This window comes from Mumia xiangluensis (assembly GCF_010994095.1).
Taxonomy (GTDB): Bacteria; Actinomycetota; Actinomycetes; order Propionibacteriales; family Nocardioidaceae; genus Mumia; species Mumia xiangluensis.
On record NZ_WJYO01000001.1, the window covers coordinates 569,872 to 591,360 of the forward strand.

The window sequence follows — 21,489 nt, forward strand, 5'->3', positions numbered from 1 at the left end:
TGGGCCATAGGTGCCACCCGGTGGCATCTATGGCCCGCATTGGCTGATCGGGGTGTGGCGTCAGGAGGCCTTCTTCGCCGCCTTCTTCGCGGTGGTCTTCTTCGCCGCGGCCTTCTTCGCAGGCTGCTTCTTCGCCGCCTTCTTGGCCGGTGCCTTCTTCGCTGCCGACTTCTTCGCTGCTGGCTTCTTCTTCGCCGGCTTCTCGTCCTGGTCCACCCCAGCGACCGGCTCGCCCTCGCCCTTCTTCGCGCGATCGATCGACGCCTGCAGAGCGGCCATCAGATCGACGACGTTGTCGGACTCCTCCTCGCCCTCGCCGACGGCGGGCTGCAGGACCTCGTTGCCCTCGAGCTTCGCCTCGACCAGCTCGTCGAGCGCCACCTCGTACTCGTCGGTGTACTCCTCGGGGTCGAAGTCGCCCTCCATGCTCGCCAGGAGAGCCTGAGCCATCTTGACCTCCTGGGGGCGCAGGTCCAGATCCTCGCCGAGGAAGCCGAACTCAGGCTTGCGGACCTCGTCGGCCCACAGCAGCGTGCTCATCGTGAGAACCCCGTCGCGCACGCGGATCGTCGCCATCTGCTCGCGGGTGCCGATCGTGACCTTGACGACCGCCACCATGTCGGACGACTCGAGGGCCTCACGCAGGAGCAGGTACGGCTTGAGGCCGGCGTTGGTGTCCGGCTCCAGGAAGTAGCTCTTGTTGTAGAGGATGGGGTCGATCTGCTCGAGCGGGACGAACTCGAGGACGTCGACGACCTTCTTGGTCGGCAGCGGCAACTGCTCCATGTCGTCGTCGGTGAGGACGACCATCCGCCCGTCCGGCAGCTCGTAGCCCTTCGCGATCTCGGAGTACTCGACGACCTCGCCGTCGGCCTCGGCGACCCGCTTGTACTTCACTCGCGACCCGTCGCTGCGCCGGACCTGCCGGAACGAGATGTCGTGCGTCGCTGTGGCGCCGTACATCTTGATCGGGATGCTCACCAGGCCGAACGAGACCGTGCCCTTCCACATCGCGCGCATCGTTCCACCCCCTCTCGTACGCCAAGCGAACCGGCAGCGACCAGCGCTGTCAATCGGGAGACTCACCGTAGGCGCCGCTCTCATCGGTCCTCGGTCTGCAAAACCGCGCCGCTGGACGGAGAGTGAGGGCATGACGACCGACCGGCTGCGCATCGGGTTCAAGCTCATGGCGGAGAGCTTCGACCCGTTGACGATCGTGGACCAGGCGGTCGCCGCTGAGGAGGCCGGGTTCGACTTCGTCGAGGTCAGCGACCACTTCCACCCGTGGCTGTACTCGCAGCAGCACTCCGGCTTCGCCTTCTCGATGCTCGGCGCGATCGCCGCTCGGACCACGCACCTCGGGCTCGCGACGGGCGTGACTTGCCCGATCATGCGCTACCACCCCGCGATCGTGGCGCAGATGGCGGCGACCACCGCGGTGCTGAGCCGCGGACGCTTCACCCTCGGTGTCGGCTCGGGCGAGAACCTCAACGAGCACATCGTCGGCGGCGGCTGGCCGTCGGTCTCGGTCCGTCACGACATGCTCAGCGAGGCCCTTGAGATCATCCACACGCTCTTCACCGGTGGCTACCACTCGTACTCCGGGCAGTACTTCGACCTCGAGGACGCCCGGATCTTCGACCTGCCGGACACCCCTCCGAAGATCGTCGTCGCGGCTGGTGGCGAAGAGGCCGCGAAGCTCGCCGCCGAGCTCGGCGACGGACTGTTCGCGACCGAGCCCAAGGCGGAGATCGTGGACGCGTACGCGACGGCGGGCGGGAACGGCCCACGGTACGCCGAGGTGCCGCTCGCCTACTCCCTCGACATCGACGCCGCCGCGGAGGCTGCGCACCGGACCATGCGCTTCGGGCTCGCGGGCTGGAAGGTGCAGGCCGAGCTCCCGAACCCGGTGAACTTCGAAGCCGCGACGGCGAGCGTACGGATCGAGGACATGCGTGCCGCGTTCGGGTGCGGGCCCGACACCGAACGCCACCTCGAGGTCGCCCAGCGCTTCCTCGACACCGGGTTCGACAACCTCGTCCTGATGAACGCGGGTCCCCCCGAGGAGATGGGCGCATTCTTCGAGCACGTCCGTACGTCCCTGCGCCCGCGACTGGAAGATCTCGCGTCCTGACGCGAGACTCGTGCGATGCGGAAGATCGGGATCGAAGAAGAGATGCTGCTCGTCGACCCTGCGACGGGCCGGACGACGGCGGTCTCCGAGCGGGCCGTCCGGCGTCATGACGGCGACGCGGAGATCGAGCACGAGCTGTTCCTCGAGCAGATCGAGACGATGACCGAGCCCCACGCGCTCCTCGCCGATCTCGCCGCCAACCTGGAAGAGGTCCGCCGGCAGTCGGTCGCCGCGGCCCGGTCGGCGGGCGCATCGCTCATCGCGTCAGGAACCCCTCCGCTCCTCAGCGGCGAGCTGTCGGTCACCCCGAAACCGCGCTACGAGCGGATGATCGAGGAGGCCGGAGAGATCGGCCGGTACGCCGTCGTCTGCGGCATGCACGTCCACGTCGACGTCGACGGAGACGACGAGGCCGTCGGCGTGATGGACCGCATCCAGCCGTGGTTGCCGATCATCCTCGCGATCAGTGCGAACTCCCCCTACTCCGACGGCCGCGAGACCGAGTACGCAAGCTGGCGCTCGCGCAGCTGGACGGCGTGGCCGACCGCCGGTCCGGTCGAGCCGTTCGGCGATCCCGCGACCTACCACCGCGCCGTCTCCGAGCTGATCGCCTCAGGGGCCGCCCTCGACGAGGGGATGATCTACTTCGACGCCCGGATCGCGCGCTCCCTCCCGACGATCGAGGTCCGCGTCGCCGACGTGTGCACGGACCTGCGTGACGGGGTCCTCGTGGCCGCACTCGTCCGGGCCCTCGTCGAGACCGAGGCGCGCGCGTGGGCCGAGGACCGGCCGACCGACCCGTGGAGGGTCGAGCTGCTTCGCGGTGCGCGCTGGCAGGCCGCACGGCATGGCACGGCCGAGCGGCTGTTCGACCCGGGCACCCGCCAGCTCCTTCCGGCCGGCGACGTCCTCGCGAACCTCGTGTCTCACGTCGCCGAGGCACTCGCGGATGCGGGCGACACCGACCTCGTCCACGAAGGGCTCGAGCGCATCGCGCAGTCCGGGACCGGGGCCGATCACCAACGCCGCATCGGCGTCGACGGCGACCTCGTGGCGGTCGTCGCCGACCTTGCCCTGCGCACCGACCCCGACGCCTGAGCCGTGAGGGCCGGAGGCGCGGAGGCCGGAGGCGCGGAGGCGTGAGCCGTGAGGCCGGAGCCGTGGAGGACGGAGGCACGGTGTCATCGCGCACAACGAGAAGGACCCGCCACCCCAGAGGGGTGACGGGTCCTTCAGTGCGTGGCGGTGTGCCTGAGTTCAGGCAGCGACCACGTTGATCGTGACCTTGGCCGTGACCTCTGGGTGCACACGCACCTGGACGGCGTACGTGCCGAGGGCCTTGATCGGGTTGCCGATCTCGATGCGACGCTTGTCGACGGACGAGCCGGCGCCCTTGAGCGCGTTGGCGACGTCCGAGACGGTGATCGCACCGAAGAGGCGACCCTCGGAACCGGCGCGAACCGGAACCTTCACGGTGTTCGACTCAAGCTTCTGCTTGGCGGCCTTGGCCTCGTCGAGGTCGTGGATCGCGCGGGCCTCACGGGCCTTCTTGATCGACTCGACCTGCTTCTCCGCGCCCTTGGACCACAGGATCGCGTAGTTGCGGGGCAGCAGGAAGTTGCGGCCGTAGCCGCCCTTGACCTCGACGATGTCGCCGGGGGCACCGAGGCCGGTGACCTCGTGGGTGAGGATGAGCTTCATGGTGTTCTCCTTCCCCTACGATCAGCGACCGGTCGAGGTGTACGGCAGGAGCGCCATCTCGCGCGCGTTCTTGATCGCGGTGGCGATCTTGCGCTGCTCCTGGACAGACACACCCGTCACGCGGCGAGCGCGGATCTTTCCGCGGTCGGAGATGAACTTCCGCAGGAGGGTCGTGTCCTTGTAGTCGATGTAGGTGATCTTCGCAGCCTTGAGCGGGTTGCTCTTCTTCTTCGGCTTACGAACAGCGGGCTTGGCAGCCATTGTGGTGCTCCCTTCCGGTGAGCCCGACCCGCAGGACGGGTCGGAATGACACGGCGGTCGAAGGACCGCCTTGCAGTTCTCGGTGCTCCGAGTTCTCTAGATCCGTACGGCTCAGAACGGCGGTTCGTCGTTCGAGCCGGCGGGCGTGCTCGCCCACGGATCGTTGCCAGCGTTGCCACCCTGCGGTGCGGGCGAGGACCACGGGTCGCTCGCGGGGGCCTGCTGGCCTCCGCCGAACCCCTGGCCACCCTGGCCGCCACCGGAGTAGCCGCCACCCTGGCCGCCGCCGGAGCGAGCAGCCTTGGTGACCTTGGCGGTCGCGCTGCGCAGGCTCGGACCGACCTCGTCGACGTCGATCTCGAACACGGTGCGCTTCTCGCCCTCACGGGTCTCGTACTGGCGCGACTTCAGTCGCCCCTGCACGATCACTCGCATGCCCTTCTGCAGCGACTCGGCAACGTTCTCCGCGGCCTGGCGCCAGACGGCGCAGCCCAGGAAGAGCGTGTCTCCGTCGCGCCACTCGCCGCTCTGGCGGTCGAAGGTGCGCGGAGTCGAGGCGATGCGGAAGTTGGCAACCGCGGCGCCGGACGGTGTGAACCGCAGCTCGGGCTCGTCCACAAGGTTGCCGACGACGGTGATGACGGTCTCGCCTGCCATGTCTCACTCCAACGTTCGCGGGATGTCTGCTGGCTAGCAGTCAACATCAAGACTCAGACACTGGCGACCCTTTGGGCGACGACCGTGGGAAACCACGGGATCGGGCCGGCTGGGGACGACGTGTCGTTCGTCCGTCACTTCTCGGGTCGAAGGACCTTCGTACGCATGACGGACTCGTTCAGCGTGAGCTGACGATCGAGCTCCTTGACAGTCGCGGGGGTCGCGGTCAGGTCGACCACGGCGTAGATCCCCTCGGACTGCTTGTTGATCTCGTAGGCAAGACGACGCTTGCCCCAGATGTCGACGTTGTCGACGGTGCCACCGTCCTGACGCACCACGTTGAGGTACGTGTCCAGGCTCGGGGCAACCGTGCGCTCGTCGAGGCTGGGATCGAGGATCACCATGACTTCGTAGTGACGCAAGGCAACTCCACCTCCTTCGGTCTGTACGGTCACGGTCCTTCCGTGACAGGAGGGCTCTGCATCTGTCGCCCATCGCACCGGGTGGCGGATGGGCAACCAGGAGAGTCTATCCGGAGGCCTCGTGGCACCCCAAATCGCCGTTCGGCCCGGAAGTGAGGATGATCGCGTCCGTGGGCACAGCACTTCTGTGGGGCACGGTCGCGGCGTCGTCGCTGCTGATCGGTGCCGTCCTCGGCGTCGTGCGCCAGTGGAGCGACGCGGTCGTCGGCACGGTGCTCGGCTTCGGCGCGGGCGCGCTGATCTCCAGCATCTCGTACGAGCTGTTCCAGGAAGGGCTCGAGGTCGGCGGCGGGCTCGCTCTCGCCTTCGGGCTGGCGTTCGGGGCCGTCGTCTTCTACGTCTCGGACAGGATGGTCGAACGGGTCGGCGGACGTGCTGCTGGTGGCGCTGCGGGTCTGCCGCTCGCGCTCGGCGCTTTCCTCGACGGGATCCCCGAGCAGGCGGTGCTCGGCATCGGCATCGCCGAGGGCGGCGGAGTCAGCGTGGCGCTGCTGGTGGCGATCTTCGTGTCCAACCTCCCGGAGGCGGTCGGATCGGCGACCGACATGCGCAAGGCTGGCTCGCCCGCGCGGCACGTCCTCCTGCTCTGGAGCGCGGTCGCGGTGGTCTGCCTGCTGGCGACCGCGGGCGGGTACGCCGCGGCGGAGGTCACCGCCGGTCCGTTCGTCGGGGTCGTCGACGGGTTCGCGGCCGGGGCGCTCCTGGTGATGCTCGTGGGAGCGATGATCCCCGAGGCCCAGGCCAAGATCCACGAGAAGGCGGGCCTCGCCGCCGTCGTCGGCTTCGCGGTCGCTGCGGCACTCTCGCTCACGGGCTGACCTGCGACCGCGCGCACCGACGACCGCGCAACGACGACGATGCGCCCAGACCCCGAGGGGCCGAGGCGCATCGCCGTTGCTCACTACTCGGTGGAGATGGCCCGCAGCACGTTCAGCCGCGACGCGCGCAGCGCCGGGAACACTGCCGCGAGCACGCCCACCACGGCGGCGATCACGACGTAGACGACGAGCGTGCCCACCGGGATCGACAGCTCGGTGATGCCCTCGTCGTCGAGCACCCGCTGGAGCACGGTGCCGAAGACGAGGCCCATCGCGATGCCGAGGACGGCGCCGAGGACCGCGATCGCGACCGCCTCCAGCCGCACCATCCGACGTAGCTGCCGTCGGCTCATCCCGACCGCGCGGAGCAACCCGACCTCGCGGGTCCGCTCGATCACGCTCAGGGCGAGCGTGTTGACGATGCCGAGCGCGGCGATCACGATCGCCAGCCCGAGCAGGGCGTTGATGAGCATCAAGATCCCGTTGATCTGCTCGCGCTGGGAGTCGATGAACTCCTGCTGGGTCTGCACGACCACCGTCGGGATGTCGGCCACCACGTCGCGTACGGGCTCTTCGATCTCGGAGGCGCTCGACCCGGGCGCCGCGTTGACGGCGACGAACGAGTCCTCGCGGGTCAGCTTCACCAGGTCGACGAAGGCGAACGACGTGAGGTACTCGGTGGTCACGTTGGTCTCCGGGTAGGTCCCCGCGACCGCCAGCTCGTACTTGCCGGACTGTGTCTCGACGGTCATCGCGTCGCCGACCTCGAGACCGAGGTCGTCGGCCTTGTCCTCACGCACCGCGATCTCGTCCGCCGCGAGGTCGTCGACCGTCGCGTCGAGATCGAACATGTCGAACAACCGAGGCGGGTCGGTCGCCGTCACGGCGGCGAACGCGTTGTCGTCGATCCGCGCCGGGACGAACTGCGTCTCGACCACGTCACCGACGCCGTCGATCTCACGGATCTGGTCGGCGATCGCCGTGGAGAACGGGGCGCCGACCGGGTTCGTGAGGAGGAAGTCGGTGGTGAACTCCTTCTTCACGCCGACGTCCACGGACTTGTTGACCGACGAGCCGAGGATGCTCATCGTCGTCACCAGCGTCAGGCCGATCATCAGCGCCGACGCCGTCGCTGCCGTGCGGCGAGGGTTGCGCAGGGCGTTCTGGGTGGCCATCCGGCCGACCAGGCCGAACGGGCGGTAGAGCCCGCCGATCGTGACGAGCACCGGGTGGCTGAGCAGCGGGCTCATCAGCGACACCCCGATGAGGATCGAGAACGCGCCGCCACCGACGTACCAGGCGCCGTTGTCCACGCCGCTCAGCCCGAGCCACAGCAGCCCGGCGCCGATGACCACGAGGATCGCCCCGAACAGCATGCGCAGCCGCATCGAGGACTCCGGCAGCGCCACGTCGTCGCGCATCGCCGCGACCGGCGCCACCCGCGCGGCACGGCGTGCGGGGAGGTAGGCGGCGACGAGCGTGACGAGCACGCCGACGACGTACCCGACGATCCAGGTCCGCGGCGCGATCACCAGCGGCGTCTCGCTGACGTCGAGCCCGAAGCTCTTGAACAGGGCTGTCAGACCCTGCGCGAGCCCGATGCCGAGCAGCACGCCCAGCGTCGACCCGACGAGCCCGACGATCAGGGCCTCGATCAGCACCGACCGGCTCACCTGCCGACGCGACGCGCCGAGCGCCCGCAGCAGGGCGAGCTCACGGCTGCGCTGCGCGACGAGGATCGAGAACGTGTTGACGATGAGGAAGGTGCCGACGATGATCGCGATGCTCGCGAACACGAGCAGGATGGTCGTCAGGAAGCCGAGGATCTCGCCGATGAGGTCCTCCGTCTGCGCCGCCGCAGCGTCACCCGTCACCGCCTCGAACCCGTCGGGCAGGATCTGGTCGGCCTCGTACGCGAGCTCCTGCTGCGTCACGCCGTCGGCGGTCGTCAGGGCGACCTGATTGAAGACGTCCTTGCCGTCCAGGAACAGCTCCTGGGCGTACGCGGTGTCGAACAGCACCAGCGAGGCGCCCGCCATCGACCCGCCACCGAACTCGGCCAGCCCGACGAGCTCCACCTCGAGGCGTGGCTGGTCCCCGGTCGACACGAGCGTGACGGTGTCGCCGATCTCGTAGCCGCCCTTCTCGGCGCTCGTCGCGTCGATCGCGACCTCGCCGGCCGCGGACGGCTCCCTGCCCTCGGCGATCACCACCGCCGGCTCCCCGGTCATCGCCGGCGCGTCGTCGTAGTTGAACGAGAGCGTCGGCGGCCCGAAGCCGGTGACCAGCTTGCCGTCGGAGCCCACCAGGGTCAGCGACTGGCTCTGCACGCTCCCGTCGGCACGCTCGGCTCCCGACAGCTCACCGAGCTCGTCGACCAGCGATGCGGGAATCGTGCGCGTGTCAGCGCTCGGGGCCTGGTCCCAGCTGCCGGTGCCCTCCGGTCGGACCGTCACGTCAGGCGTCGAACCCTCGACGATCCCGTCGAAGGACTTGCTCATCGTGTCGGTGAAGATCAGCGTGCCGGCGACGAACGCGACGCCGAGCACGATCGCGAACGCGCTCATCAGCAGGCGCACCTTGCGCGCCAGCAGGTTGCGCAGGGTCACGCGCAGCATCAGGCTGCCCCACCCTCGAGGGAGCGCTCGGCGGCGGCGTCCATGGCGCGGGTCTGGATGGCGGCCATGCGCTCGAGGATCTTCTCGGGCGTCGGCGCCTGCATCTCGTCGACGACCTTGCCGTCGGCGAGGAAGACCACCCGGTCCGTGTACGAGGCTGCGACCGGGTCGTGCGTCACCATCACGATGGTCTGGCCGAGCTCGCGGACGCTGTGCTGGAGGAACTTCAGGACCTCGGCGCCGGAGGTCGAGTCGAGGTTGCCGGTCGGCTCGTCGGCGAAGACGATCGTGGGCCGGCCGACGAGCGCACGCGCCGCGGCGACGCGCTGCTGCTGGCCGCCGGACATCTCGTTGGGCCGGTGACCGAGGCGGTCCCGCAGTCCGACGGTGTCGATCACCTGGTCGTACCAGGCCTGGTCGGGTTTGCGGCCCGCGATCGAGAGCGGGAGCAGGATGTTCTCCTGGGCCGTGAGCGTCGGCACGAGGTTGAACGCCTGGAACACAAAGCCGACGTCGTCGCGCCGCAGCTTGGTGAGCTGCTTGTCGTTGAGGCGCGCGAGCTCGGTGTCGCCGATGAAGACGGTGCCGCTCGTCGCGGTGTCGAGGGCGGCGAGGAGGTGCATGAGGGTCGACTTGCCGGAACCCGACGGCCCCATCACGGCCGTGAACTCGCCGGCGTAGACGTCGAGGCTCACGCCGTCGAGCGCGCGCACCTCCGCCTCTTGCTTGCCGTAGGTCTTGTGAAGGTCGACCGCGCGGGCGGCGACGGAGCGGGTCGTGGCGGGTGTGGGGCCGTCAGACATGGCAGAACTCCTGAGAAGGGCGGGCTTCTTGTCCACGCTAGGTGACGGCAGTGTCAGAACGACATCGGTTTTGCCCCTGGCGAACAGCGCTGATGATGGGGGACATCCCTGATCTCGCCGGCGACGAGTTGGCCCGGCGGGTCGATACTTGATCCATGAGCAACTCCGAGCTCGATCCGCAGGAGATCACCTGCCCGCCCGGGCCTCCCGAGGTCGACGTCGAGGTCCTCGAGCCCCGCTTGGTGCCGCTGGGCGGCCCGCGGGCGATGACCGTGCGCCGTACGCTCCCGCAACGCTCGCGGTCGCTCATCGGTGCATGGTGCTTCGCAGACCACTACGGCCCCGACGACGTCCGGTCGAGCGGCGGCATGGCCGTGCCCGGTCACCCGCACACCGGGCTGCAGACCGTGACGTGGCTCTTCACCGGTGAGGTGGACCATCGGGACACGCTCGGGTCGGTGCAGCGGATCCGTGCGGGCGAGGTCAACCTGATGACCTCGGGCCGTGGCATCGCGCACTCGGAGTACTCGACGTCGGAGACCACGACGCTGCACGGAGTCCAGCTGTGGACGGCACTCCCCGAAGCAGCGCGGTTCGCCGACCGCGGGTTCGAGCACTACGTGACCGAGCCGGTTCAGCACGGACCCGCCACCGTGCGGACCTTCGTGGGATCGTTCGCCGGGTCCTCCTCACCCGTCACCACCTACTCGCCGCTCGTCGGAGCCGAGATCACCGTGCCGGCCGGGTCGGAGGTGCGCTTCGAGCTCGACCCGTCGTACGAGCACGGGGTTCTCGTCGATCTCGGCCCCGTCCAGGTGGACGGGTTCCACGTGGAACCAGCGGCACTCTCCTACCACCCCCTCGGGCGTACGACGCTGGTGCTGCGCACGGGTGACGTGGCCGGGCGCGTCGTCCTCCTCGGCGGCACGCCGCTCGACGAGGAGATCGTCATGTGGTGGAACTTCATCGGGCGCGACCACGAGGAGATCGTGCGCTTCCGCGCGGAGTGGATGGCGCAGGTGCACGCTGCGGCCGATGCCGACGACGACGCGTACGGACCGTTTCCCGAGGCATGGGGCGGCGCGGTGCTGCCGGCGCCCGAGCTTCCGCACACGCGGCTGATGCCGCGCAAGCGTCCACCGGTCTGATCCACCGGGGGCACACGACGCGCTCGGTGGACGGCGACACTTCACCGAGGAAACACCGGCCTGCCACCTGTTCAGAGGCGCGTCGAGGTGACTCCACGGGCTAGGCTGATCGCACGCAGACTGGTCGGACGTGGGCCAGAGGGGCGGTGCCATGACAGCTGTCGCCGAGACCGTGGTGGTGACCCACCACGCCACTGGCACGCGCCGTCAGCGGACCGTGCTGGTCCTCAACGCCAGCTACGAGCCGTTGCAGCGGGTGTCCCTTCGGCACGCCATCCGGATGCTCGTGCGCGAGGTCGCCGTGGTCGAGGAGGCGCACCCCGAGGCCCGGTTCGGTCCGTTCCCGCTCCCGAAGGTGCTCCGCCTCGTCCGGTACGTCGTCACGCGCTGGGTGCACGCCCGCGTCCCGCTGTGCACGAAGGCTGCCGTCAAGGCCCGCGACAAGCACTGCGGCTACTGCGGTGGGCCCGCCGAGACGGTCGACCACATCCTGCCGCGCTCCCGGGGCGGGCTTCTCACGTGGGAGAACTCCGTGGCCGCGTGCCTGCGGTGCAACCACCGCAAGAGCGACCGCACGCCGGCCGAGGCAGGCATGACCCTCCTGGTCACGCCGGCGATCCCGCGCCGGACGCCGCTGACGTTGCTCTGAGGCGGGGCACCGCCTCCGAGGTCGGCTCTGGCACGCATCCTCAGCAGGGGCAGAGGGTGCGTGGCGTCGCTCCGGTAGCCTCGGGGCCGTGCCTCTCACCGTCCGTACGATCAGCAGCGCCGACCACCTGGCGTACCTGAACGCCCTGCCCTCGGCGAGCTTCCTCCAGACCCCCGCGTGGTCCGCGGTCAAGGCGGAGTGGAAGGGCGAGTCGATCGGCTGGTTCGACGGAGCAGAGATCGTCGGCGCCGGGCTCGTGCTGTACCGCAAGCTCCCCAAGGTCGCGAAGTACCTCGCCTATCTCCCCGAGGGCCCGAGCATCGACTTCGCGGCTGCGTCGACGGGACCTGGCGGACTGTCCGCCTGGCTCGACCCGATGGTCGAGCACCTGGCGCGCCAGGGCGCGTTCGGCGTCCGGATGGGCCCGCCTCTCGTGCTGCGCCGGTGGGACGCGGCGACAGTCAAGAAGGCGGTCGCCGACCCGGCCCTGGAAACCCTCGGCCAGGCCCCGGCGACGCTGTCGAACCGACGCGCAGCGGCCGTCACCTCCCAGCTCCGGCACCTGGGATGGCGCGAGCAGATCGGTGAGGGCGGCTTCACCGCCGGCCAGCCGAAGTACAACTTCTGGCTCCTGCTCGTCGAGGCCGACGGCACGCCGCGTACCGAGGAGGCCGTGCTGCGCGGGATGAACCAGCTCTGGCGCCGCAACATCAAGAAGGCCGACAAGGCCGGCGTCGAGGTCTCGCTCGGCACTGCTGACGACATCGCCGCGTTCCACACGATCTACGCCGAGACGGCGGAGCGCGACCACTTCACGCCGCGGCCCCTCCCGTACTTCCGCACCATGTGGGAAGCGCTCAACGGCGAGGACCCGGACCGCATGCGCCTCTACCTCGCGCACCACGAGGGCGACCTGGTGGCGGCGACCACGATGGTCCGCGTCGGGCAGCACGCCTGGTACTCCTACGGCGCGTCGACCACCGCCAAGCGCGAGGTGCGGGGGTCGAACGCGATCCAGTGGCGGATGATCCGCGACGCGATGGCAGCCGGCTGCGCCGTCTACGACATGCGCGGCATCACCGACACCCTCGACCCCGAGGACAGCCATGTCGGACTCATCCAGTTCAAGGTCGGCACCGGCGGCGAGGCCGTCGAGTACGCCGGCGAGTGGGACCTACCGGTGAACAAGCTCCTGTACCTCGCGTTCCAGCAGTACATGAAGCGCCGCTGAGGCTGTGCACATGCGGAAAGAGGCGGTGCACATGCGGGAAGAGGAAGGCTGACATGACCCTGACGCTCCACGTCGACGGAGAGCGCTGGCGCTCGCACCTGCGAGGCACGGCAGAGCTGTACGACGGCATCATCCCGGTCATCAAGGGAAACGGGTACGGCTTCGGCAACCGGGCGCTCGCACGACGAGCGGACTGGCTGGGCGCGGACACCGTCGCGGTCGGGACGTACGCCGAGCTGATCGACGTCCTCCCCCGCTTCGGCGGCGACGTGCACGTGCTGACCCCGTGGCGCCCGTTCTGGACCGACACGATCCGCCCGGAGCGGATGTACGACCCGCGCGTCGTGCACACGGTGAGCCGCATCGAGGACCTGGCGCCGATGCGTGCCGAGGCGCCCGAGGGCACGCGGATCGTGGTCGAGGGCGAGACCGCGATGGCTCGCCACGGTGTCGACCAGCACGCGCTGACGTCGGTCGCCGACGAGCTCGGTGACCTGGTGCTCCTCGGCTTCTCGATCCACCTCCCGTTGTCGGAGGCCAACCTGGCCGAGGCCGATCGCTGGGCGGCGGTGTTCGAGGCGTCGAAGCTCGCGCCCCGCGTCACCGGGACGCCGGTGTTCACCGTCTCGCACCTGAGCGACCGTGAGGTGCGCGCGCTGGCGGAGCGCCGCCCCGGTCTCCGCGTACGCCCGCGGGTCGGCACCGCGCTCTGGCTCGGGGACCGCGGCGCGTTCCGCGTCACCGGAGTGGTGACCGACCGCCACGTCGTCGAGCGCGGCGAACGGATCGGCTACCGCCAGCGGCCGATGCCGGTCGGAGGCACGGTCCTCATCGTCTCCGGCGGCACCTCGCACGGCATCGGGCTCGAGGCTCCCAGCTCCGCGGTGACGCTGAAGCAGCGCGCGACGTCGGTCGCGAAGGGCAGCCTCGGTGCGGCCGGGCTCGCGCTGTCACCGTTCCTGGTGGCCGGCAAGCAGCGGTGGTTCGTCGAGCCGCCGCACATGCAGGCGAGCATGATCCTGGTCCCCTCGGGGACGGCCGTCCCCGAGGTGGGCGAGGAGGTCGAGCTCGACGTACGCATGACCACCACCACGTTCGACGTCGTCGACCTTCCCTAGCGGCCGGCCCCTCGCGCCTTCCTCGCCCGGCGAGGACCGCAGGCGCCTCAGGCGAAGAAGGCGCGCAGGTCCTCGACGATCTCCTGCGGCTTCTCGAGCATCGCGTAGTGGCCACCCTCGGCGAACTCGCTCCAGTGCACGATGTTGTCGTTGTCGCGATCGGCGAACGCCCGGATGGTCTTGAAGTCGTCGGCGAAGACCGCGACCCCCGTACGGGAGTGGTTGACCTCCGGCTTCGCGTCGCGGTGCGCCTCCTCGTAGTGGTAGCGCCCGACCGTCGCGGAGGTGTTCGTCAGCCACTCCAGCGTGACCTCGGCGAGGATCTGGTCGGTGGTCAGGAGGCTTGTCCCGTCGCCGAACGACTGGAACAGCTCGTTCCACGCCAGCTGTCCGACGGGCGAGTCAGAGACGCCGACGGCGACGGTCTGCGGGCGTGAGGCGTTGATCGCGTTGTAGCCGCCGACCGACTGGAACCACTGCAGGTGCTCGAGGGCCGCGTACTCCTTCGGCCCGAACCCGTCCATCTCGCCGGGCGCACCCGTCGGGAACGAGAAGAGCTGCAGGACGTGCATCCCGAGGAAGCCGTCGGGCTCCATGAGACCGAGCTCGCGCGACACCATCGCACCGCCGTCGCTTCCGTGCGTCCCGTACGACTCGTACCCCAGGCGCCGCATCAGCACGTCGTACGCCCGCGCGACCCGGTCCATCGACCAGCCGCGGTCGACGACGGGGATGCTGAAGCCGAAGCCGGGCATCGACGGGACGACCACGTCGAACGCGTCCTCGGCACGACCGCCGTGCGCCACCGGGTCGACCAGCGGATCGATCATCTCGATGAAGTCGATGACGGACCCCGGGTAGGAGTGCGCGAGGAGGAGGGGCGTCGCGTTCTCCTCGGCGGAGCGGACGTGGAGGAAGTGGATGGTCTGGCCGTCGATCTCGGTGAGGAACTGGTCGTACGCGTTGAGGCGGGCCTCGACCGCACGCCAGTCGAAGGTCGTGCGCCAGTGCTCGACGACCTCGCTGAGGTAGGCGTTGGGCACGCCGTAGGTCCAGTCGTCGCCGGGCGCCGCCTGCGGGAGACGCGTGCGGGCGAGCCGGTCGGCGAGGTCGTCCAGGTCTGCCTGCGGGACCTCGATGCGGAAGGGACGGATGCTGGTGCTCTCGTGTGTGCTCATAGAAGGACAGTACGAAGCATTCCGGCACCGTTCGTTCCGCATATCTGGCAGGATCTCGAGAATGTTGGAGACGTCGGCCCGCCTGCTCGCACTGCTGTCCGTGCTCCAGGCACGCCCGACCTGGTCCGGGCTCGAGCTGGCCGAGCGCCTCGACGTCACACCACGCACGGTGCGCAACGACGTCGAGCGCCTGCGCGAGCTCGGCTACCCGATCGAGGGGGTGCGGGGACCGAGCGGCGGCTACCGACTCGGGCCCGGCGCCAAGCTGCCCCCGCTCCTGCTCGACGACGCCGAGGCCGTCGCCGTCGCCGTCGGGCTGCGGGAGGTGCACGGCATCGCCGGCATCGAGGAGAGCACCGCCAGCGCGCTCGCCAAGCTCGAGCAGGTCCTCCCGCACCACCTCAGTCGCCGGGTCACGGCGATCACGGACACGGTGGGTGCCGGGCCGGTCAACACCGACAGCAACGTCGAGGACCCCGAGATCGACTCGGCCACGCTGTCACGGCTCGCCGACGCCATCAGGGACCACGAGCGGCTGCGGCTCACCTACGACGGCGGCCGCCTCGACGTCGAGCCGTACCGGGTGATCACCTGGCAGCGCCGGTGGTACCTCGTCGCCCGTGTCGTCCCGGCGGGGACGTGGCGGGCGCTGCGCGTCGACTGGGCTGAGATCAGCCCGATGCCTCAGCCACGGTTCGAGCCCCGCCCGATGGACGTCGACGACTACACGACCTTCGTCGTGCGCGACGTCGCGTCGTCGGGATGGTCCGTCCACGCGCGGATCACCGTCGCCGCGCCGGCCGTCGAGGTGCGGGCGCGGATCAACGACGCGGTCGGTGTCGTCGAGGACGTCGACGCCCACACCAGCGTGCTCATCACCGGCGCGGACAGCATCGAGATCCTCGCCGTCTACATCGGGATGCTCGGCCTCGACTTCACGGTCGACTCACCGACGGAGCTCGTGGAGCACGTGCGGCTCCTCGGGCGACGGTATGCCGCTGCTGCCGGGGGCTGAGGCGCCCGACGCGTCGGCCCCGGAGTCACCGACGACCAGCGTCATGCGGACGGCGAGCCAGATCGTCGCCGCGACGTGCGCAGCGATCGCGACGACGTACACGACGTCCGTCGCCTCGCCGACGGGCTGGGTGGACTGACCGAGGTGCCACCAGGTCGCGACCACGAGGAACACCTCGACGGCCTGCCAGACCAGCAGGTCCCGCCACACGGGACGGGCGAGGACGGCCAGCGGGAGCAGCCACAGCGCGTAGCCCGGAGCGTACGTCGTGCTCACGAGGAGCATGACCGCGAGCAGCACGAACGCGAACCGGGCGGTCTGCGCGACGTCGCCGGACCGCGAGGCGCTCACGAACGTCATCGACGCGGCGAACGCGCACACGGCGATCACGATGGCGGCGACCACCTGCGGTGAAGGGTCGAACCCCATCTCACGCAGTGCCGCCCAGATCGATCCGACCCCGTCCTCGCGGTACAGCCAGCGCTGCACGCCGGTGCCTACGGCCGCACCCGACGTCGTGACCGCGGCGACCGCGCCCCCGACGACGAGGGTGAGAACGCTGGTGACCACCAGCCGTCCAGCCGCCCGTGCGTGCCGGAGCAACGCCGTCGCGATCAGCGGGAGGAGGACGGCGAGGGGCCACCACGCGGTGAGGACGGCGATCCCGAGCACGACTCCGGCTGTCCGGGCCCGACCTGCGGTCCACGCCGCGAGCCCGATCGACATCAGGGCCACCCCCACGAGGTCCCAGCCGACACCGATCAGCAGTGCGACCAGCGGCGAGGCCGCCAGCGGCATCAGCGCAGCGGCCGGCGCACCCCAGGAAGGCCACGGGCGAAGCGCGTCGTGGGTGCGGGAACGCACCGAGGCCCGGGCCAGCACGACCAGCGACACGAGCAGCGCGACGAGGGACAGCAGCGCGACGAGGCCGGTGTAGGCGACGGCCTCGCGGCGTACGTCGTCGGCCACCTCGACCCGCACCGCGTCCATCGACGACCGTGCGTCGAGGTCGGGCTGGGCCAGGAGGTGCACGACGGAGGCCGAGGCGTACTGCAGAGCACCGATCGGGAGCGGGACGGCGTTGACCGGCCAACGCCCGTCGTCACGCGACCACGGCAGGACGCCCTCGGCGAGGCCGGTGGTGGCGTACTCCCCCGGCAGCTCGCTCGCGCACAGCCGGGCGTACGAGGTGCCTGCCGGGACGGGCGACGTGGAGAACCAGCGGTGGCCGTCGGCGACCGCGCACGAGGTCTTCGTCGCGAGGCCGAGCGTCCCCACGAGCGCCGCCGTCGCCAGCAGGATCCGCAAGGGGGTCCACCACGCGTTCGGGGCTACCCGGCCCCCCGCCGGCTCTCCCACCGTCAGCCGCCGCCGTTGCCGCCGCCACCGCCACCGCCGCCGCCACCGCCGTTGCCAGGTCCGTCCGTCTCGTCGGTCGGAGTGGGCTCCGTCGGGTCCGTCGGCATGGTTGGCATCGTCGGCTCCGGATCCTCCGGCGTGTCCGTCTCCTCCGTCGGGAACGGGAGCGTCGGGCGCGTCGGACGGGTCGGACGGTCCGGGCGCTCCTTCTTGGGCTTCTTCGTCTTGGGCGGCTCGGACGTCGGCGGGGTGTACGTCTTGCCCTTCGTCGACTTGATGTTCGCCGGCGGCGGGAACTCACCGCAGTCGTCGCCGTCGACGACCTTGTTCATGAACGACTGGAACGTCTTGGCGGGGTACTGGCCGCCGTAGAACGTGGGCATGTAGCCGTTCAGCGCCTCGTTGCCGTTCTTGCCGCGCACGTACATCACTGCGGTCGCGAGCTTCGGGGTGTAGCCGACGAACCACGAGCTGGACACGTGCGGGCTGCCGACCTCCTTGCCGCCCTCGACCTTCTGGAACGTCGCCGTCCCGGTCTTGCCGGCCGTCGGGCACATCGTCCGGGCGTTGGTCCCGCTGCCGGACTTGACGACCGTCTGCAGCGAGGCCGTGACGTCCGCGGCGACCGCCTCGGAGAACGCCTCCTTCGACCGGACCTTGTTGCGGTAGAGCTCCTCGCCGCTCGCGTCCTTGACCCGCTCGATGACGTACCAGTCGTTCTGCTGGCCGTTGTTCGCGAACGTGGCGTACGCGGCTGCCATGTCGACGTTCGGGACGGGCGCGTAGCCGAGGGAGACGACCGCGACGCTCGGGTCGTAGCGCGCGGCGGCGGCCTTGGACACACCGGCCGCCCGCGCGGCGGCGATCGTCTTCTCGCCACCGTCGTCCATCAGGTCGTACGTGAGGTCGACGAACGCGGTGTTGATCGACTTCTCGGTGGCGCGCTCGAGGGACACCTGGCCGAACGACTGACCGCCGGAGTCACCCTGGTTCTCGATCTCCGCGCCGCCGGACAGGCGGAGCGGGGACGAGCCGTTGAGCTGGGTCTTCAGGCTGTAGCCGTCACTGAGCGCAGCGGCCACGGCGAACGGCTTGAACGACGAGCCCGGCTGCGAGCCCAGCATCGCCCAGTTGAGCTGGCTCTTGAGGTAGTTCGGACCGCCGTACATCGCGCGGAGCGCGCCGGTCTCGGGCTCCACGGCCGAGAGGGCGACGTTGAGCTGCTTCAGGCCCTCGGGCTTCATCTCCTTGACGGTCTCGACCGCGGCGCGCTGCGCGTCGTAGTCGAACGTCGTCACGACCTTGAGACCGCCGCCGGTGATCTTGGCGTCGCTGAAGCCCTTGTTCTCGAGCTGCTGCTCGGTGACACGGAGCAGGAAGCCCTTCGCGCCGCCGAACCGGTTGTTCTGGCGCTGCTTCTCGACCTTCGGGAGCTCGGCGGAGTACGCGGCGAACTCCTCGTCGGTGATGTTGCCGGCCTGGCGCATGCCGTCGAGGACGTAGGTGTAGCGAGCCATCAACCGCTCGTGGTCGCTCTCGTCGTACGGGTCGAACGCGCTCGGGTTGTTGATGACCGACGACAGCATCGCGGACTGCGGAACGGTGAGCTTGGCGGCCTTGTGGCCGAAGTAGGTCTGGGACGCGGCCTCGATGCCGTACGCGCCGTTGCCGAAGTAGATCGTGTTGAGGTAGCCCTCGAGGATCTCGTCCTTCGACATCTGGTTGTGGACCTTGATCGAGAGGATCGCCTCCTTGGCCTTGCGGCTCCAGGTGCGGTCCTGTGTGAGGTAGAGCACCTTCACGTACTGCTGCGTGATCGTGGACCCGCCCGACGTCGAGCTGGTGGTGGCGTTGTCACGCAGCGCGCGGGCGATGCCCTTGAAGTCGAGACCCTGGTTGGTCTCGAAGCTGCGGTCCTCCGCGGCGATGACGGCCTGCTTGATCGTGTCCGGCATCTCGTCGAAGGCGATCGACGTGCGGTTCTGGGTCTGGAACTCGCCGATCTTGTGCTTGCCGTCGGAGTAGTAGACCTTCGTGGTCTGCGTGAGGAACTCGGCGTTGGCGTCGGGGATCGACACCGCACGGTAGGCGAAGTACAGCCCCGCGATCCCGAGGACGAACATCACCACACCGGTGATGAGACCCCACTTCACGACGCGTCGCCACAGAGGCTTCTTGGGCTTCTCGGCGTCGCCGGCGTCGCGTCCCTTGCCGGGCTTCTCCGCCTTGCGTGAGCGGGGGCCTCGGGACGGCTCGGCCTTCCTGGATCGGGGCGTCACGGGTCCGCCGTGCGACTGGTCAGTCACGCGTCGTACTCCTCTGGGTTGCTGCGGGGGGATTCCTGACCGGGTCACGGGCAGGCCTTCAGGATCACGCTGCGGCGCATGACCCGCGTGCAAGTGTGCCGAATCGCGGGGTCGATCCAAAACCCCCACGTGCGGGAGGCCGACATTTGACAGCGATTAGATGTATCGCAACGATATATCTAGACGACGGGCCAACGCCGCCCGTCGACGGAGAATCGTGGAGGAGGTCGTCGTGGCCAAGCGCGGTGCCGCACTCGAATTCGCTGTACTCGGGCTGCTCCACGACACGCCGATGCACGGCTACGAGCTGCGCAAGGAGCTCAACGCCTTGCTCGGTTGGGGGCGGGTGCTGTCGTACGGCACGCTCTACCCCTGCCTCAAGGCGCTCGGCAAGCAGGGCTACATCGTGGCCGACGAGCCTGCCGACGTCCCGGCCTCGCGCGGCAGGCGCGGCAAGATCGTCTACCGGCTCACCGCCGAGGGCAAAGAGCACTTCGCCGACCTGCTTGCAGCACCGGGACCGTCCTCCTGGGAGGACGAGAGCTTCGGCATCCACTTCGCATTCTTCTCGCGCACCGACTCCCGGACTCGTGTGCGAATCCTCGAGGGACGACGGAGTCGCCTCGAGGAGCGGCTCGACAAGGTGCGTACGGCCACCCAGCGACGCCGGGAGCGGCTGGACGCGTACACGTTGGAGCTGCAACGCCATGGTCTCGAGTCGGTCGAACGCGAGGTGCGTTGGCTGACGGGGCTGATCGACGCCGAACGGTCCGGCCGCCAGCCGGGTGACCCTCAGGCTCAGGCGAACACCAAGAACCCGCCCACAGGCGGCGGTCAAGACGATAGACGGGGTCAATGACCCCGAGGAGGAGGAACCCTATGGGTTCGGTACGCGTAGCGATCGTCGGCGTGGGCAACTGCGCCACGTCGTTGATCCAGGGCGTCGAGTACTACAAGGACGCGGATCCCGAGGGCACCGTGCCCGGTCTGATGCACGTCCAGTTCGGCGACTACCACGTCAAGGACATCGAGTTCGTCGCGGCGTTCGACGTCGACGCCAAGAAGGTCGGCTTCGACCTCTCGGAGGCGACGCAGGCCAGCGAGAACAACACCATCAAGATCGCCGACGTGCCGCTGACCGGCGTGACGGTGCAGCGTGGGCACACGCTCGACGGCCTCGGGAAGTACTACCTGCAGACCATCGAGCAGTCCGACGCAGAGCCGGTCGACATCGTCGCCGTCCTCAAGGACACGAAGGCCGACGTGCTCGTCTCCTACCTCCCGGTGGGCTCGGAGCAGGCCGACAAGTTCTACGCGCAGTGCGCGATCGACGCGGGCGTCGCCTTCGTCAACGCACTGCCCGTGTTCATCGCGTCGGACCCGGAGTGGGCCAAGAAGTTCGAGGACGCCGGCGTCCCGATCATCGGCGACGACATCAAGAGCCAGGTCGGCGCGACCATCACCCACCGCGTGATGGCCAAGCTGTTCGAGGACCGCGGCGTGACGCTGGACCGTACGTACCAGCTCAACGTCGGCGGCAACATGGACTTCAAGAACATGCTCGAGCGTGATCGCCTCGAGTCCAAGAAGGTCTCGAAGACCCAGGCCGTCACCTCGAACCTCAACGGTCCGCTCGCCGGCAAGATCGAGGACAAGAACGTCCACATCGGCCCGTCGGACTACGTGCAGTGGCTCGACGACCGCAAGTGGGCGTACGTCCGCCTCGAGGGCCGCGCGTTCGGCGACGTCCCCCTCAGCCTCGAGTACAAGCTCGAGGTCTGGGACTCCCCGAACTCCGCCGGCATCATCATCGACGCGATCCGTGCGGCGAAGATCGCCAAGGACCGCGGCATCGGTGGTGCGCTCATCTCGGCGTCGTCGTACCTGATGAAGTCGCCGCCGGTGCAGCGTCCGGACGACCTCGGTCGTGCGAAGCTCGAGGCGTTCATCGAGGGCACTGAGGAGCGCTGACCCCTCCTCCCTCACACGTTCGGCGCGGGCCCCCTGGTCG

At 69.3% G+C, this 21,489-nt stretch carries 20 protein-coding genes; 10 read left to right on the top strand and 10 right to left on the bottom strand.

Annotated elements, in window-relative coordinates; genetic code table 11:
• Positions 1-60: 60 nt before the first annotated feature.
• Complete coding sequence (gene ku, locus GH747_RS02580) at positions 61-1,020, bottom strand: non-homologous end joining protein Ku (RefSeq protein ID WP_149767968.1); 960 nt, start codon at positions 1,018-1,020, stop codon at positions 61-63.
• Between the two features lie 130 nt (positions 1,021-1,150).
• On the opposite strand from ku, the gene GH747_RS02585 reads away from it, so the two are divergent.
• The gene (locus GH747_RS02585) at positions 1,151-2,134 is read left to right on the top strand and encodes a TIGR03557 family F420-dependent LLM class oxidoreductase (RefSeq protein WP_228552742.1); all 984 of its coding nucleotides are present in this window, start codon (positions 1,151-1,153) and stop codon (positions 2,132-2,134) included.
• A gap of 15 nt (positions 2,135-2,149) precedes the next feature.
• The gene (locus GH747_RS02590) at positions 2,150-3,232 is read left to right on the top strand and encodes a carboxylate-amine ligase (protein ID WP_149767970.1); all 1,083 of its coding nucleotides are present in this window, start codon (positions 2,150-2,152) and stop codon (positions 3,230-3,232) included.
• Positions 3,233-3,391: 159 nt separating this feature from the next.
• Here GH747_RS02590 and rplI read toward each other — a convergent pair whose 3' ends face one another.
• The 4 genes from rplI to rpsF form a co-directional block, all read right to left on the bottom strand.
• Positions 3,392-3,835, bottom strand: a complete 444-nt coding sequence (gene rplI / locus GH747_RS02595) for a 50S ribosomal protein L9 (protein ID WP_149767972.1) — start codon at positions 3,833-3,835, stop codon at positions 3,392-3,394.
• A gap of 21 nt (positions 3,836-3,856) precedes the next feature.
• A complete protein-coding gene (rpsR, locus tag GH747_RS02600; protein ID WP_149767974.1) occupies positions 3,857-4,096 on the bottom strand; it encodes a 30S ribosomal protein S18 in 240 nt (79 codons plus the stop codon).
• Positions 4,097-4,207: 111 nt separating this feature from the next.
• A complete protein-coding gene (locus GH747_RS02605) occupies positions 4,208-4,753 on the bottom strand; it encodes a single-stranded DNA-binding protein (RefSeq protein WP_149767976.1) in 546 nt (181 codons plus the stop codon).
• A gap of 134 nt (positions 4,754-4,887) precedes the next feature.
• Positions 4,888-5,175: a 30S ribosomal protein S6 gene (gene rpsF, locus GH747_RS02610; protein WP_149767978.1), complete on the bottom strand. Its 288-nt coding sequence runs from the start codon at positions 5,173-5,175 to the stop codon at positions 4,888-4,890.
• A gap of 170 nt (positions 5,176-5,345) precedes the next feature.
• On the opposite strand from rpsF, the gene GH747_RS02615 reads away from it, so the two are divergent.
• A complete protein-coding gene (locus tag GH747_RS02615) occupies positions 5,346-6,053 on the top strand; it encodes a ZIP family metal transporter (protein WP_149767980.1) in 708 nt (235 codons plus the stop codon).
• 83 nt (positions 6,054-6,136) lie between these two features.
• On the opposite strand, the gene GH747_RS02620 is transcribed toward GH747_RS02615, so the two are convergent.
• A complete protein-coding gene (locus tag GH747_RS02620) occupies positions 6,137-8,671 on the bottom strand; it encodes an ABC transporter permease (protein WP_149767982.1) in 2,535 nt (844 codons plus the stop codon).
• Positions 8,671-9,474, bottom strand: coding sequence for an ABC transporter ATP-binding protein (locus GH747_RS02625; RefSeq protein ID WP_149767984.1), 804 nt, complete (start codon positions 9,472-9,474; stop codon positions 8,671-8,673). The genes GH747_RS02620 and GH747_RS02625 overlap by 1 nt, the downstream gene beginning before the upstream one ends.
• Positions 9,475-9,629: 155 nt before the next feature.
• Here GH747_RS02625 and GH747_RS02630 point away from each other — a divergent pair, with 155 nt between their 5' ends.
• From GH747_RS02630 to GH747_RS02645, 4 genes are all read left to right on the top strand, one after another.
• On the top strand, positions 9,630-10,622 hold the full coding sequence (locus GH747_RS02630) for a pirin family protein (protein WP_149767986.1): 993 nt from the start codon (positions 9,630-9,632) through the stop codon (positions 10,620-10,622).
• Positions 10,623-10,773: 151 nt separating this feature from the next.
• Complete coding sequence (locus GH747_RS02635) at positions 10,774-11,271, top strand: HNH endonuclease (RefSeq protein ID WP_149767988.1); 498 nt, start codon at positions 10,774-10,776, stop codon at positions 11,269-11,271.
• Between the two features lie 88 nt (positions 11,272-11,359).
• The gene (locus GH747_RS02640; protein ID WP_149767990.1) at positions 11,360-12,502 is read left to right on the top strand and encodes a lipid II:glycine glycyltransferase FemX; all 1,143 of its coding nucleotides are present in this window, start codon (positions 11,360-11,362) and stop codon (positions 12,500-12,502) included.
• 53 nt (positions 12,503-12,555) lie between these two features.
• Positions 12,556-13,620 (top strand): alanine racemase, encoded by a 1,065-nt coding sequence (locus GH747_RS02645; RefSeq protein WP_149767992.1) that lies wholly within the window; start codon positions 12,556-12,558, stop codon positions 13,618-13,620.
• Positions 13,621-13,667: 47 nt separating this feature from the next.
• Here the strand turns inward: GH747_RS02645 and GH747_RS02650 are convergent, their stop codons facing one another.
• The gene (locus tag GH747_RS02650) at positions 13,668-14,798 is read right to left on the bottom strand and encodes an epoxide hydrolase family protein (protein WP_149767994.1); all 1,131 of its coding nucleotides are present in this window, start codon (positions 14,796-14,798) and stop codon (positions 13,668-13,670) included.
• 61 nt (positions 14,799-14,859) lie between these two features.
• Here GH747_RS02650 and GH747_RS02655 point away from each other — a divergent pair, with 61 nt between their 5' ends.
• Positions 14,860-15,813, top strand: coding sequence for a helix-turn-helix transcriptional regulator (locus GH747_RS02655; protein ID WP_149767996.1), 954 nt, complete (start codon positions 14,860-14,862; stop codon positions 15,811-15,813).
• Here GH747_RS02655 and GH747_RS02660 read toward each other — a convergent pair.
• Positions 15,745-17,121 (bottom strand): hypothetical protein, encoded by a 1,377-nt coding sequence (locus tag GH747_RS02660; protein ID WP_149767998.1) that lies wholly within the window; start codon positions 17,119-17,121, stop codon positions 15,745-15,747. The genes GH747_RS02655 and GH747_RS02660 overlap by 69 nt on opposite strands.
• Positions 17,122-17,174: 53 nt before the next feature.
• A complete protein-coding gene (locus tag GH747_RS02665) occupies positions 17,175-19,478 on the bottom strand; it encodes a transglycosylase domain-containing protein (protein ID WP_149768000.1) in 2,304 nt (767 codons plus the stop codon).
• A gap of 232 nt (positions 19,479-19,710) precedes the next feature.
• Here GH747_RS02665 and GH747_RS02670 point away from each other — a divergent pair, with 232 nt between their 5' ends.
• Both GH747_RS02670 and GH747_RS02675 read left to right on the top strand, forming a co-directional pair.
• Entirely contained in the window at positions 19,711-20,337 is a 627-nt protein-coding gene (locus tag GH747_RS02670; protein WP_149768002.1) for a PadR family transcriptional regulator, read from the top strand.
• A gap of 20 nt (positions 20,338-20,357) precedes the next feature.
• Positions 20,358-21,449: an inositol-3-phosphate synthase gene (locus GH747_RS02675; protein WP_149768004.1), complete on the top strand. Its 1,092-nt coding sequence runs from the start codon at positions 20,358-20,360 to the stop codon at positions 21,447-21,449.
• The last annotated feature ends 40 nt before the right edge of the window (positions 21,450-21,489 follow it).

Excerpts from the sequence above, each read along its gene's own strand:
- ku (WP_149767968.1), bottom strand. The coding sequence starts at position 1,020 with ATGCGCGCGATGTGGAAGGGCACGGTCTCGTTCGGCCTGGTGAGCATC.
- GH747_RS02585 (WP_228552742.1), top strand. The coding sequence starts at position 1,151 with ATGACGACCGACCGGCTGCGCATCGGGTTCAAGCTCATGGCGGAGAGC.
- GH747_RS02590 (WP_149767970.1), top strand. The coding sequence starts at position 2,150 with ATGCGGAAGATCGGGATCGAAGAAGAGATGCTGCTCGTCGACCCTGCG.
- rplI (WP_149767972.1), bottom strand. The coding sequence starts at position 3,835 with ATGAAGCTCATCCTCACCCACGAGGTCACCGGCCTCGGTGCCCCCGGC.
- rpsR (WP_149767974.1), bottom strand. The coding sequence starts at position 4,096 with ATGGCTGCCAAGCCCGCTGTTCGTAAGCCGAAGAAGAAGAGCAACCCG.
- GH747_RS02605 (WP_149767976.1), bottom strand. The coding sequence starts at position 4,753 with ATGGCAGGCGAGACCGTCATCACCGTCGTCGGCAACCTTGTGGACGAG.
- GH747_RS02620 (WP_149767982.1), bottom strand. The coding sequence starts at position 8,671 with ATGCTGCGCGTGACCCTGCGCAACCTGCTGGCGCGCAAGGTGCGCCTG.
- GH747_RS02625 (WP_149767984.1), bottom strand. The coding sequence starts at position 9,474 with ATGTCTGACGGCCCCACACCCGCCACGACCCGCTCCGTCGCCGCCCGC.
- GH747_RS02630 (WP_149767986.1), top strand. The coding sequence starts at position 9,630 with ATGAGCAACTCCGAGCTCGATCCGCAGGAGATCACCTGCCCGCCCGGG.
- GH747_RS02635 (WP_149767988.1), top strand. The coding sequence starts at position 10,774 with ATGACAGCTGTCGCCGAGACCGTGGTGGTGACCCACCACGCCACTGGC.
- GH747_RS02645 (WP_149767992.1), top strand. The coding sequence starts at position 12,556 with ATGACCCTGACGCTCCACGTCGACGGAGAGCGCTGGCGCTCGCACCTG.
- GH747_RS02650 (WP_149767994.1), bottom strand. The coding sequence starts at position 14,798 with ATGAGCACACACGAGAGCACCAGCATCCGTCCCTTCCGCATCGAGGTC.
- GH747_RS02655 (WP_149767996.1), top strand. The coding sequence starts at position 14,860 with ATGTTGGAGACGTCGGCCCGCCTGCTCGCACTGCTGTCCGTGCTCCAG.
- GH747_RS02675 (WP_149768004.1), top strand. The coding sequence starts at position 20,358 with ATGGGTTCGGTACGCGTAGCGATCGTCGGCGTGGGCAACTGCGCCACG.